Genomic DNA, 11,996 nt, shown 5'->3' with positions numbered 1-11,996 from the left:
GGCGACGGCACAATGACGCGCATGAGCATCACTGAAGGCGTCCCCACCCACCTGTTCACTGCGATCGACCACGTCGGCATCGCGGTCCCCGACCTCGACGAGGCGATCGCGTTCTACCGCGACAACTTCGGCATGCACGTCGCGCACGAAGAGACCAACGAGGAGCAGGGCGTGCGCGAGGCGATGGTCGCCGTCGGCGACACCGACTCCAAGATCCAGCTGCTCGCCCCGCTCAACGCCGAGTCGACCATCGCGAAGTTCATCGACCGCAGCGGCCCGGGCCTGCAGCAGCTCGCCTACCGGGTCACCGATCTCGACCAGGTCTCCGCGATCCTGCGCGAGCGCGGACTGCGCCTGCTCTACCCCGAGGCCCGGCGCGGTACGGCGAACAGCCGGATCAACTTCGTGCACCCCAAGGACGTCGGCGGTGTCCTGGTCGAGCTGGTCGAGCCGGCAGCCGACGGTCACTGATCCTCAGCACCCGCCGTCAGCCGGGCTCAGGCCCAGCGGGTCTTCCCGTCGCATCTGACGAATGGGCTGCCGCCGAGGCCATTTCACAGCCCATTCGTCAGATGCGACGTCACGGTCGCCATACGGCAGCGGCCTCATGGGGTCGCGAAGGCGCCGACGGGCAGTCCCGCAGCGTCCAGCGCGGCCCGCACCGCAGCGGCCAGCGCCGGTGCACCGGGCGAGTCGCCGTGGACGCACAGCGAGCGCACGTCGCCCGACCGGGCCAGCTCGACCGCCTGGGCGGCGACCGCGACCGGGTCGGTCAGCACCGCGCCTGGCGCAGAGCGCGGCACCAGTCCCCCGTCGGGCAGGTAGGCGCGGTCGGCGAAGCCCTCGCCGACCGCCTCCAGACCGGCCTCGGCCACGGCCGCCAGGAAGGCCGAGCCGGCGAGGCCGAGGACCGGCAGGCCGCCGTACGCGCGAACCGCGTCGATGACGGCGAGAGCCTGCTCCGGGTGACGCGAGACCGCGTGGTAGAGCGCGCCGTGCGGCTTGACATAGGACAGCCGGCCGCCGGCCGCGCGGGCGATGCCGTCGAGGGCGCCGAGCTGGTAGAGCACGTCGGCGGCCAGCTCGTCGGTCGGTACGTCGACGAAGCGGCGCCCGAAGCCGGCCAGGTCGCGATAGCCCACCTGGGCGCCGATCGACACGCCGAGGGACACCGCGAGGTCGCACGTACGGCGCAGCGTCAGCGGGTCCCCGGCATGGAAGCCACACGCCACGTTGGCGCTGGTCAGGTGCGGCAGCAGCGCGTCGTCGTCGCCGAGCTGCCAGCGCCCGAAGGACTCGCCGACGTCCGCGTTGAGGTCGAACACCCCGATCGGGCCGTCCGGCGTGGACGCCGAACCCGGATGCAACGTCATGGCCCTATCGTGGCCCATCGATGCGCCGCCGAGCCCAGGACGGTGCAGCCGCCCGCGGCACTGGTCCGATGAGACGAGTGTCACGAACCCGTCACCGAGCGGTTACCGACGGGTATCTTCGCGGCGGCCGTATTGCCACCCAGCCCATCTGGGCCCATCTGGCTCGCAACGAATCCCAGGGAGACGACGACCGTGCAGCACATCCTCGACGCCATCCAGGCGGAGGCCTCCGCGGAGGACTTCGCCAACCTCGACCTTCCCGAGTCCTACCGGGCCGTCACGGTCCACAAGGACGAGGTCGACATGTTCGAGGGCATCGACTCTCGCGACAAGGACCCCCGCAAGTCCCTCCACGTCGACCAGGTCGCCCTCCCCGAGCTCGGGCCGGGCGAGGCGTTCGTGGCGGTCATGGCCTCCGCGATCAACTACAACACCGTGTGGACCTCGATCTTCGAGCCGGTCTCCACCTTCGGCTTCCTGGAGCGCTACGGACGTGAGTCCGACCTCGGCGCGCGGCACAACCTGCCGTACCACATCGTCGGCTCCGACCTGTCCGGCGTCGTGCTGGCCGTCGGCGCGGGCGTCACCAAGTGGAAGCCGGGCGACCGCGTCGTCGCGCACTGCCTGAGCGTCGAGCTCGAGGCCCCCGACGGCCACAACGACACGATGATGGACCCCTCCCAGCGCATCTGGGGCTTCGAGACCAACTTCGGTGGCCTCGCCGACGTCGCCATGGTCAAGGCCAACCAGCTGATGCCGAAGCCCGAGCACCTCACCTGGGAGGAGGCCGCCTCCCCCGGCCTGGTCAACTGCACGGCGTACCGCCAGCTCGTCTCCGCCAACGGCGGCAACATGAAGCAGGGCGACAACGTCCTGATCTGGGGCGCCTCCGGCGGCCTCGGCGGCTTCGCGACGCAGTACGCCCTCAACGGCGGCGCCAACCCGATCTGCGTGGTCTCCAACGAGGAGAAGGCCCAGATCGTGCGCAACATGGGCGCCGAGATGGTCATCAACCGCTCCGAGCTCGCCCCGAAGTTCTGGAACGAGGACGGCACCAAGCAGAACCCGAAGGAGTGGCAGCGATTCGGCAAGGCCATCCGCGAGCTCACCGGCGGCGAGGACATCGACATCGTCTTCGAGCACCCGGGCCGCGAGACCTTCGGCGCGAGCGTCTACGTCACCCGCAAGGGGGGCACCATCACCACCTGCGCGTCCACCTCGGGCTACATGCACGAGTACGACAACCGCTACCTGTGGATGAACCTCAAGAAGATCATCTCCAGCCACTTCGCCAACTACCGCGAGTCGTGGGAGGCCAACCGCCTCATCGCCCAGGGCAAGATCCACCCCACCCTGTCGCGCACCTACAAGCTCGAGGACACCGGCCAGGCCGCCCTCGACGTGCACCACAACAAGCACCAGGGCAAGGTCGGCGTCCTGTGCCTCTCCCCCGAGGAGGGCCTCGGCGTCAAGAACGAGGAGCTCCGCGAGAAGCACCTCGACAAGATCAACCTGTTCCGCGGCATCTGAGCCTGCGGTACGACGAACCGGGCGGGTCCGTGCGCGAGCACGGGCCCGCCCGGTTCGCATCTGCGGCCGGATCCGCGTAGCGACGCGGTCCGGTCCCGCGCGCCGGGGTGGGAATCGCTGGGGCGATCAGGGATCATGGGCGGGTTCGTGCACGCGCACATCCCCCCATGACCGCAGCGAGAGCCAGGGAGGCTCAGTTCACATGAGCGACGAGGGTCTGTCCATCTTCGACGACGACGAGCCCACCCCCACCAAGGAGTCCACGCCCGTGACCACCAAGGCCACCGACGACCAGTCCACCCAGGTGATCCCGGCCGTGAAGACGGCCCAGACGCCGGCCGCCCCGCCGGCCGCCCCCACAGCCGCGGCCCCCCGGCCCGCCGCCGCGCCGTCCGCCACGAGCACCGGCACCGCCGCCCGCCCCGTCGGCTTCAACGCCCCCGGCGCCACCGGCGGCCTTCCGATCGTGCGCAAGGGTGGCTACGACCGCGACGCCGTCGACGCCCAGATCCGTCAGCTCTCCAGCGAGAAGGCCACGCTGGGCGCCAGCCTCAACGAGTCCGAGCAGCGGGTCATCGACCTCGAGCAGGAGCTCGCCAAGGCACGCGCCGAGCTGGCCGAGACCGACAACCCGTCGTACGCCGGTCTCGGCGGCCGCGCGAGCGCCATGCTTCGCCTGGCCGAGGAGGAGGCCGCGGAGATCCGGGCCACCGCCGAGTCCGACGCCCGAGAGATCCGCGAGCAGGCCGCCCGCGACGCGAAGGCGATCCGGGCCGAGGCCGCCCGCGAGGCCGACGACATGCGCGCGGTCCAGCTGCGCGAGCTCGAGGAGAACCGCACCCGTCTGCTGACCGACGCCGAGCAGGAGCGCTCCCTCGCCGAGACCGAGGCCGCCGACATGCTGGCCGCCGCCCGGCGCGAGTCCGACCAGCTCCGGCTCGCGACCCAGCAGGAGACGACCGAGCAGCGCAGCCAGGCCCAGCGCGAGGTCGAGCAGGCCCGCGCTGCCGTCGACCGCGAGGTCCAGGAGGCGCGGCGCGCGCTGGCCATGGAGAAGGAGCGCCTCGCCCGCGAGGCCACCGACCACCACAACACCGCGGTCGCCGAGACCCGCCGCCTGGTCGAGGAGGCCGAGCAGCGCGCGAGCGCCGCCGAGGCCCGCGCCGCCGAGGCCAGTAAGAAGGCCGCCGCCAACCGGGCCGCCGCGCAGACCGAGGCCGAGGGCGTGCTGAGCCGGGCTCGTCGCGAGGCCGAGCAGGTCGTCGCCTCGGCCCGCACGCAGGCCGAGGCGATCGCTGCAAGTGGCGACGCGGAGCTCGAGCGCGAGATCGCCGTACGCCGCTCCGAGCTCGACCGGCTCACCAAGCGCCGGGCCGCCATCACCGCCCAGCTGTCCTCGCTCGCCGACCTCGTCGCCGGCTTCGGCGAGGACGAGAGTTGAGCGGCGCCGCCGAGGCAGCCGCGACCGACGGCGTCACCGAGCACGCCGGGATCGACCCGGCGGCGCCTGTCGACGCCGAGGACGCGCCGTACGGCCGGCTCGGGAAGCCGTTCGACCGACGCTCGCCGTTCTACTACGGCTTCATCGGTGCCCTCGGCGCGCTGACCGCGTTCTGGCTCTTCCAGGCGGTCATCGGCATCGGCTCGGTGCTGATGCTGGTCGTGGTGTCCTTCTTCCTCGCCGCGGGCCTCAACCCGGCGGTGAGCTTCCTCGAGCGCCACGGCCTGCGTCGCTCGTGGGCGGTCACGGTCGTGATCGTTCTCGCCCTCGGGACCGTCGCGCTGTTCCTCGTGGCGATCGTCCCGGTCATCACCGACCAGATCACCGCGATCACCAAGAACGCGCCGGGCTGGCTCGACGAGCTCCAGCGCAACAAGCGCATCCAGCAGCTCAACGACGAGTACGACATCATCGACAAGCTCCAGGCCAAGATCACCGACGAGAACTTCCTCTCGGCCCTCTTCGGAGGCGCGCTCGGCTTCGGCCTCAAGATCGTCTCGGCGCTGTTCAACCTGTTCGTGATCGTCGTGCTGACGCTCTACTTCCTCGCCTCGCTGAAGACCACCACCGGCGCCCTCTACAAGCTCGCCCCGGCCTCACGACGCGAGCGCGTCGCCAAGCTCGGCGACAAGGTGATCGCCAACATCGGCGGATATGTCTCCGGCGCCTTCCTGGTCGCCCTCTGCGCCGGCCTGAGCTCGCTGGTGTTCCTGTCACTGACCCCGATCAGCGAGTACGCCGTCGCGCTGGCCTTCGTCGTCGCCGTCCTCGACGTCATCCCGATGATCGGCGCCACCCTCGGCGCGGTGATCGTCTCGGCGATCGCCTTCGCGACCGACGTCAAGACCGGTATCGCCTGCGTGGTGTTCTACGTGATCTACCAGCAGTTCGAGAACTACGTCGTCTACCCGCGGGTGATGAGCAAGTCCGTCGACCTGCCCGGCGCGGTCATCGTGATCGCCGCCCTGGTCGGCACCGCACTGCTCGGCGTGGTCGGTGCACTCCTCGCCATCCCGGTGGCAGCCGCGATCCTGCTGGTCGTGCGCGAGGTCGTGGTCAAGCAGCAGGACCTGCGCTGAGCCTCTCGCTCGCTTCAGCGGGCTCGGCCGGCACGACCGGCAGCGGATCGGTTCCGACCACGACGCTGCGCTCCCCCAGCTTGACCCCGATCACGCCGGCGAGGATGAGTGCCCCGCCGACGAACTGGACGGGAGCGGGGAGCTGGTCGAGGAGCAGCCAGGCCCACGCGACGGCGGCCACGACCTCGCTGAGTGCGACGAAGGAGGCCAGCCGCGAGCCGAGGCGGCGGCTGGCGGCGATGCCGGTGGTGTAGGCGAGGGCGGCGGTGACCAGGCCCAGGGCGAGCAGCACCGTCCACGGGGCGACGTCGACACCGGCGTAGGCCACGGTGCTCGACGAGGCCGCCATCGGCATCAGGCCGGTCAGTCCCAGGATGCCGAGCAGCAAGCCGCCGACGACCAGGCCGCCCGCGGCCAGCGCCATCGGCGGGATGCCGCTGCGCTCGTCGGCCGAGATGACGAAGTAGGTCGCCGCACCGACCATCGCGGCGAGCGCCCACGCGGTGCCGCGGACGTCGACGTCGGCGCCGGCGAACAGATCGAGGACGAGCACCAGGCCGAGGGCCGCGACGACGGCCCCGGCCACGGTGAGCCGGCCGGGACGCTGGCCGTGGGCGAGCCACATCCACACGACCACCGCCGCGGGCGCGGTGTACTCGATGAGCAGGGCCGGGCCGACCTCCATGGTCCGCACGGCCGAGAAGTAGCAGTACTGGGCACCGGCGACCGCCAGGCCGCCGTACAGGAGGACCGTGGGAGCGGCACGGCGCAGCAGGGCCCAGCGGCCGCGCAGCGCGACCAGGCCGAAGGGCAGGACGACGAGCGCGCCGATCGCGATCCGCAGCAGCACGATGCTGCCGGCGGTCCAGCCGCTGTCGAGCATCGGCCGCGCGAGGGCGCCGGAGAGCGCGAACGTGATCGCCGAGGTGAGCGCGAGGAGTACGCCGGTCCGGGTGGCGTCCCGCGATGCGTCACGAGTCAACATCGTCATGACTCATGACACTAGGCCTCGATGCAGTAACCTGTCAAAGTGGTTTTCGCCCATGACACATCGTTGTCCCTGCAGGCGGCCGTGGCACTGGTCAACGGCAGCCTGGAGCCGGTGACGATCAGCACGCCCGACGAGCTCGACGCCTTCTTCGCCGACTTCGCCTACACCGGGCGTCACGACGGCGACCAAGCCGAGGTGGACGCCGTGCTGGCGATCGCACCCCGGCTCCGCGCCCTGCTGACCGCCGACCGCGACGACGCCGCCGACATCGTCAACGCCATGCTCCGCGACGCCTCCGCCCTCCCCCAGCTGCGCCGCCACGACGGTCACGACTGGCACCTGCACGCCGTCGACAACCAGGCCCCGTTCGCCGAGCGGATCGTGGTCGAGACCGCCATGGCGATGATCGACGTGATCCGCGCCGACGAGATGTCGCGGCTCTCGGTGTGCGCCGACGACACCTGCGAGGGCATCGTCCTCGACCTGTCCCGCAACCGGTCCAAGCGGTTCTGCTCGGTCACCTGCGGCAACCGCAACGCCGTGGCGGCGTACCGCGCCCGCCAGGCGAACGAGGAGTGACCTCGGCGTGACGACTCCGCCGCGCCCCTAGCGCCAAGCCTTGCAGAGGACGAGGATCCCGGCATGACACGCACGCTCGGGCTGCGCCGTCGCGCGCTCCACGCCGTCCTCCTGTCCCTGCTGGCCGCCACCGCCCTCCTCGTGCCTCGCCCGGGGCCCGCGGCCGCAGCAGCCCCGCTCACCGTCGCGCAGGCGATCGCCACCCAGAACTCCTCGACCGCCACCGTGCGCGGGTACGTGGTCGGGCAGCCGACCGCGACCTCGACCGTGGTGACCAGCGGGTTCCCCAACGACTACGCCATCGCCCTCGCCGACGCACCGGGCACCTCCGCGACCAGCCAGATGGTCTACGTGCAGGTGCCCACCGCGTTCCGCGCGTCCTTCGGCCTGAGGTCGAACCCGTCGCTGATGGGCAAGCAGGTCGACGTCACAGGCACCCTCACGGCGTACTTCTCCCACCCCGGCCTCAAGGACGGCACCGACTTCGCGCTCACCGGCTCCGGAGGTGGGGACGGAGGTGGGGACGGCGGTGGCGGTACCGACCCGAGCATCCCGGCCGGCTACTACGACCCCGCGGCGGGCAAGACCGGCGCCGCGCTCGCGGCGGCACTGCACGGCATCATCGACGGCAACCGGACGCTGAGCTACACGCAGGTCTGGGACGCGCTCAAGGTCACCGACGCCGATCCCGCCAACAGCAACAACGTGATCGAGTTCTACTCCGGCCGCTCCGTCCCGAAGTCGACCAACGGCGGTGATGCCGACGACTGGAACCGCGAGCACACGTGGCCGCAGAGCCATGGCGACTTCGGCACCAGCGCCGGTCCGGGCACCGACCTGCACCACCTACGTCCCGAGGACGTCACCGTCAACTCCACCCGCGGCAACAAGGACTTCGACAACGGCGGCTCCGCAGTCGCTCAGTGCCCCGACTGCTTCTCCGACGCCGACTCCTTCGAGCCCCGCGACTCGGTCAAGGGCGACGTGGCTCGCGGGCTGATGTACATGGCCGTGCGCTACGAGGGCGGCGACGGCTTCGCGGACCTCGAGCTCAACGACAGCATCAACGGCACTACGCCGTACCTCGGCAAGATCTCGGTGTTGCTCGCCTGGAGCGCCGCTGACCCGCCGACGGCCGCGGAGCGGGCCCGCAACGACCGGATCTACCGCGACTACCAGGGCAACCGGAACCCGTTCGTCGACCACCCGGAGTACGCCGAGGCGATCTGGTAGTCAGTCCCCCAGGAACCGCTGCAGGATCTCGAGGAAGACCTCCGGGCGCTCGGAGTGCAGCCAGTGCCCGGTGTCCTTCATCGTCACCTTGCGGTTGCGCGGGAACCAGCGGTCCATCGCGGCGTCGTAGGCGGGCTGGACGTAGCTCGACCGGCCGCCGGCGAGCCACAGCACCGGTCCGTCGTACGGCGCCACGTGGGCCAGCTCCGCCTCGGGCCAGCCGCTGATGGCGCCGAGGTCGCGGCCGAGCACATCGAGGTTGGCCTGCCAGCTCCAGCCGCCGGGCGCGGTGGGGTCGCGCCGCAGGTTCTGCAGCAGGAACGAGCGCACCGTCGGGTCGGGTACCGCGGGCTCCAGCAGTCGCTCGGCGTCCTCCCGGCGGACCACCTGCGTCAGGTCCATCGCGCGCATCGCGGAGATGTAGCCCTGGAACTCGCGGCCCTCGGGATAGCTCACGGGTGAGATGTCGGCGACGCACAGGCGCTCCACCCGATCGGGGTGGAGCAAGGAGAGCACCATGGCGACCTTGCCGCCGAGCGAGTGACCGACCAGCGCGACCGGCTCGTCGGCCGGGATGACGTCCGCGACGAGCGCCGCCGTCTCGGCGAAGTCGAAGCGGTCGGGCCACGCGGAGCGCCCGTGGTGGGGCAGGTCGACGAGCAGCACCCGGTGCCTGCCGGCGAGCTGCTTGGCGATCCCGGTCCAGTTCTTGCCCTGGCCGAAGAGCCCGTGGAGAAAGACCACACGGCTCCCGGTGGAACCGAGAGCCGTGTGGTGAAGCGTCACTCCGCCATTGTGTCAGGCGTAGTCGTGGAAGCCCTTGCCGGTCTTGCGGCCGAGCTCGCCGGCGTCGACCTTGGCGACGAGGGTGCCGGCCGGCTCGAAGCCCGGCTCGCCGAACTCGGCGTACAGCTCCTTCTGGATGGCCAGCGACACGTCGTTGCCGACCACGTCGAGCAGCTCGAACGGGCCCATCGGGAACGCGGCGGTCTCCTTGATCGCGGCGTCGATGGTCGTGAGCTCCTCGCCGCCCTCGGCGAGCTTGATCGCGTCGTTGAGGTAGGGGAAGAGCAGCAGGTTGACGATGAAGCCCGAGCGGTCGCCGGCGGAGACGCCGACCTTGCCGACGTTGGCGGTCAGCGCCCGCACGGTCTCGTCGACGTCGGCGGCGGTGGCCGGGGTCGTGATGATCTCGACCAGCTTCATGACCGGGGCCGGGTTGAAGAAGTGCATGCCGATCACGTCCTGCGGGCGGCCGGTTGCCTCGCCCAGCTTGGTGATCGGGAGCGACGAGGTAGTGGTCGCGAGGATGGCGCCCGGCTTGCAGATCCGGTCGAGGTCGCGGAACAGCTCGAGCTTGAGCTCGAGGTCCTCCGCGATGGCCTCGACGACGATGTCCACGCCGCCCAGCGCCTCGCGCTCGGTCGAGCCGGTGAGGCGGCCCAGCAGCGCGTCCTTGTCGCCCTCGGTGCCCTTGCCCTTGGCGATGGCGCGGTCGAGGTTCTTGGTGATGTAGCCGACGACGCCGTCGAGCTTCTCCTGGCTGCGGCCGACGTAGATGACCTCGTAGCCGGCCTGTGCGAAGACCTGGACGATGCCGGAGGCCATGGTGCCGGTGCCGACGACGCCGACCTTGGTGATGTCGTGCTTGAACTGCGGCGCGGCGGCCTCGCCCGCGGCAGCAGCCTCGTCGGCGAAGGTGCGGCCCTCGGCGACGAGCTTGTCGAGCAGGCCCGCCGGCTCGTGCAGGTGGTCGCCGGTCTCGGCGTACCGGGCGGCGAGCAGGTCACGGACCTGGGCGGCGCCGATCTCGTCGACGACGGTCAGCGGGCCCTTCGGGTAGCCGCAGCCGAAGCGCATGGCGGCGTCGATGTCGGTCACCGAGGCGTAGCCCGACTCGTAGGTGCGCACCGCGTGGTTGAGGTACGGCAGCACCAGCGTGTTGAAGATCTGCTCGCTCGAAGTCATGGCTGGCAGTGTGGCATCCGTCCGGCCCACTGACTACCAGTCGGTAACCATGTGGACAGAGACAGACGTCACATCCGGCGGGCGGTCACGTCGACGCGGACCAGCTTGGACCGCGAGGCCTGGCCGCGCACCAGGCTCACCGCAGAGCGGGGGACGCCGAGCTCCTTGGCCAGCCAGCGCACCAGCTCGTCGTTGGCTCGACCGTCGACGGGCGGCGAGGCGAGCCGGATCTTGAGCTCGGCTCCGTCCACGCCCGTCGCGCCCGCCGGGCCCGTGCGAGAGGCGCCCGGCTGGACACGTACGGCGAGCAGCCAGGTCGTCGTACGGCCCTGCTCGTCGACGTGCTCGGGGCGCCACCACGGCTGATCGTCGATCTCCACGACGCAGACTGTAGATTCGTCGCCCGTGAGACTCGTCGTTGCGCGTTGCCAGGTGGACTACGCAGGCCGATTGACCGCGCACCTCCCGATGGCGACCCGGGTGCTCATGCTCAAGGCCGACGGCTCGGTGCTCGTGCACTCCGACGGCGGCTCCTACAAGCCGCTGAACTGGATGTCGCCGCCGTGCACGGTCCGCGAGGGCGAGGCCGAGGACGGCCGGGTCGAGTGGACCGTCACCGCGAAGGCGCCGAAAGGCCAGACGCCCGACACGCTGCGGATCCTTATCGACGAGATTCACCACGACACGAAGCACGACCTCGGCATCGACCCCGGGCTGCAGAAGGACGGCGTCGAGAAGCACCTCCAGGAGCTGCTCGCCGAGCACCCCGGAACGCTGTCCGCCGGCCTGACCCTCGTCCGGCGCGAGTTCCCCACCGCCATCGGCCCGGTCGACCTCATGTGCCGCGACGGCGAGGGCCTCTCGGTCGCGGTCGAGATCAAGCGCCGCGGGGAGATCGACGGCGTCGAGCAGCTCACCCGCTACCTCGACCTGCTCAACCGCGACCCGCTGCTGACCGGCAAGGGCGCGGTGCGCGGCATCTTCGCCGCCCAGGAGATCAAGCCGCAGGCTCGCGTGCTCGCCGAGGACCGCGGCATCGCCTGCGCCGTGGTCGACTACGACGCGCTGCGTGGTCTCGACAACGCCGAGGACCGGCTCTTCTGAGCCGCCGCGCCATGACGCCGATCTTCCACCTCGCCCTGCTCCGCGACTGGGAGGAGGCTCAGCGCGCGGGCTCCTACACGACCTCCACGCTCGGTCGCAGCCTTGCCGAGGAGGGCTTCATCCACGCCAGCCGGGCCGATCAGTGGACCGGCGTGCGCGACCGGTTCTACGGCGAGGTCACCGACCCGATGGTGCTGCTGCAGATCGACCCGGGAGTGCTCGACGTACCCGTGGTCGACGAGGAGCCGTTCCCGGGCGCGGGCGAGACCTTCCCCCACATCTACGGACCGCTGCCGGTGACGGCGGTGGTCAAGGCGATCCCGCTCGCGGCGCAGCGATCCACCGAGCCCGCGCCGACGCCGGCCCCGGAGCCCGCACCCGTCGCGGACCGCCCGGACCGCCCGGACGTTCCGGACCGCCCGACCGAGAGCTTCTCCCGCGTCTACTTCCGCGAGGTGTTCTTCAACGTCGCCGTCCTCAGCATCGTGCTGCTGGTCGCTGTGGCGGGCACGGCCCTCGGCAGCACGCTGCCGATCGCCGCGGGTACGGCGCTCGGCGGGTTGCTGGGCATCGCGCTCGGCGTGGTGCTGGCAGTAGGGGTCTACCGGCTGCGGCACCCGCGCGCCGGACGCTGAGCG

General features: G+C 71.0%; 13 protein-coding genes. 8 read left to right on the top strand and 5 right to left on the bottom strand.

Annotated elements, in window-relative coordinates; translation table 11 throughout:
• The first annotated feature begins 21 nt into the window (after positions 1-21).
• Positions 22-471 carry a methylmalonyl-CoA epimerase gene (mce, locus tag FBY23_RS11490; protein ID WP_141798265.1) on the top strand — a complete coding sequence of 150 codons (450 nt, stop codon included), beginning with the start codon at positions 22-24 and terminating at the stop codon, positions 469-471.
• A 134-nt stretch (positions 472-605) separates the two neighbouring features.
• On the opposite strand, the gene FBY23_RS11485 is transcribed toward mce, so the two are convergent.
• The gene (locus FBY23_RS11485; RefSeq protein WP_222117992.1) at positions 606-1,331 is read right to left on the bottom strand and encodes a 5-oxoprolinase subunit PxpA; all 726 of its coding nucleotides are present in this window, start codon (positions 1,329-1,331) and stop codon (positions 606-608) included.
• Positions 1,332-1,565: 234 nt separating this feature from the next.
• Here FBY23_RS11485 and ccrA point away from each other — a divergent pair, with 234 nt between their 5' ends.
• From ccrA to FBY23_RS11470, 3 genes are all read left to right on the top strand, one after another.
• Complete coding sequence (gene ccrA, locus FBY23_RS11480; protein ID WP_141798263.1) at positions 1,566-2,903, top strand: crotonyl-CoA carboxylase/reductase; 1,338 nt, start codon at positions 1,566-1,568, stop codon at positions 2,901-2,903.
• A gap of 202 nt (positions 2,904-3,105) precedes the next feature.
• Positions 3,106-4,344 carry a hypothetical protein gene (locus tag FBY23_RS11475; RefSeq protein ID WP_141798262.1) on the top strand — a complete coding sequence of 413 codons (1,239 nt, stop codon included), beginning with the start codon at positions 3,106-3,108 and terminating at the stop codon, positions 4,342-4,344.
• A complete protein-coding gene (locus FBY23_RS11470; protein ID WP_141798261.1) occupies positions 4,341-5,483 on the top strand; it encodes an AI-2E family transporter in 1,143 nt (380 codons plus the stop codon). Before FBY23_RS11475 ends, FBY23_RS11470 begins: the two co-directional genes overlap by 4 nt.
• Here the strand turns inward: FBY23_RS11470 and FBY23_RS11465 are convergent.
• The gene (locus FBY23_RS11465; RefSeq protein ID WP_260805914.1) at positions 5,461-6,474 is read right to left on the bottom strand and encodes a DMT family transporter; all 1,014 of its coding nucleotides are present in this window, start codon (positions 6,472-6,474) and stop codon (positions 5,461-5,463) included. The two genes, FBY23_RS11470 and FBY23_RS11465, sit on opposite strands and share 23 nt — an antisense overlap.
• A 39-nt stretch (positions 6,475-6,513) precedes the next feature.
• On the opposite strand from FBY23_RS11465, the gene FBY23_RS11460 reads away from it, so the two are divergent.
• Both FBY23_RS11460 and FBY23_RS11455 read left to right on the top strand, forming a co-directional pair.
• Positions 6,514-7,053: a CGNR zinc finger domain-containing protein gene (locus FBY23_RS11460; protein WP_141798260.1), complete on the top strand. Its 540-nt coding sequence runs from the start codon at positions 6,514-6,516 to the stop codon at positions 7,051-7,053.
• Positions 7,054-7,116: 63 nt separating this feature from the next.
• On the top strand, positions 7,117-8,286 hold the full coding sequence (locus tag FBY23_RS11455; protein ID WP_141798259.1) for an endonuclease: 1,170 nt from the start codon (positions 7,117-7,119) through the stop codon (positions 8,284-8,286).
• On the opposite strand, the gene FBY23_RS11450 is transcribed toward FBY23_RS11455, so the two are convergent.
• The 3 genes from FBY23_RS11450 to FBY23_RS11440 all read right to left on the bottom strand — a co-directional run bounded on the left by FBY23_RS11450 (position 8,287) and on the right by FBY23_RS11440 (position 10,634).
• A complete protein-coding gene (locus FBY23_RS11450) occupies positions 8,287-9,030 on the bottom strand; it encodes an alpha/beta fold hydrolase (RefSeq protein ID WP_260805913.1) in 744 nt (247 codons plus the stop codon).
• Positions 9,031-9,084: 54 nt separating this feature from the next.
• On the bottom strand, positions 9,085-10,254 hold the full coding sequence (locus tag FBY23_RS11445) for a 3-hydroxyacyl-CoA dehydrogenase NAD-binding domain-containing protein (protein ID WP_141798257.1): 1,170 nt from the start codon (positions 10,252-10,254) through the stop codon (positions 9,085-9,087).
• 68 nt (positions 10,255-10,322) lie between these two features.
• A complete protein-coding gene (locus tag FBY23_RS11440; protein ID WP_222117799.1) occupies positions 10,323-10,634 on the bottom strand; it encodes a DUF167 domain-containing protein in 312 nt (103 codons plus the stop codon).
• Positions 10,635-10,659: 25 nt separating this feature from the next.
• Here FBY23_RS11440 and nucS point away from each other — a divergent pair, with 25 nt between their 5' ends.
• Together nucS and FBY23_RS26415 are read left to right on the top strand one after the other, a co-directional pair.
• A complete protein-coding gene (gene nucS / locus FBY23_RS11435) occupies positions 10,660-11,358 on the top strand; it encodes an endonuclease NucS (RefSeq protein ID WP_141798256.1) in 699 nt (232 codons plus the stop codon).
• 11 nt (positions 11,359-11,369) lie between these two features.
• Positions 11,370-11,993: a DUF952 domain-containing protein gene (locus FBY23_RS26415; RefSeq protein ID WP_222117798.1), complete on the top strand. Its 624-nt coding sequence runs from the start codon at positions 11,370-11,372 to the stop codon at positions 11,991-11,993.
• Positions 11,994-11,996: the final 3 nt, after the last annotated feature.

Source organism: Nocardioides sp. SLBN-35 (assembly GCF_006715725.1).
In the GTDB taxonomy this organism is placed as follows: Bacteria; Actinomycetota; Actinomycetes; order Propionibacteriales; family Nocardioidaceae; genus Nocardioides.
This window is presented reverse-complemented; position numbering and strand designations above follow the sequence as displayed.

Bases quoted from the DNA above. Each gene is read 5' to 3' on its own strand.
- mce (WP_141798265.1), top strand. From the start codon at position 22: ATGAGCATCACTGAAGGCGTCCCCACCCACCTGTTCACTGCGATCGAC.
- FBY23_RS11475 (WP_141798262.1), top strand. From the start codon at position 3,106: ATGAGCGACGAGGGTCTGTCCATCTTCGACGACGACGAGCCCACCCCC.
- FBY23_RS11465 (WP_260805914.1), bottom strand. From the start codon at position 6,474: ATGACGATGTTGACTCGTGACGCATCGCGGGACGCCACCCGGACCGGC.
- FBY23_RS11455 (WP_141798259.1), top strand. From the start codon at position 7,117: ATGACACGCACGCTCGGGCTGCGCCGTCGCGCGCTCCACGCCGTCCTC.
- FBY23_RS11445 (WP_141798257.1), bottom strand. From the start codon at position 10,254: ATGACTTCGAGCGAGCAGATCTTCAACACGCTGGTGCTGCCGTACCTC.
- FBY23_RS26415 (WP_222117798.1), top strand. From the start codon at position 11,370: ATGACGCCGATCTTCCACCTCGCCCTGCTCCGCGACTGGGAGGAGGCT.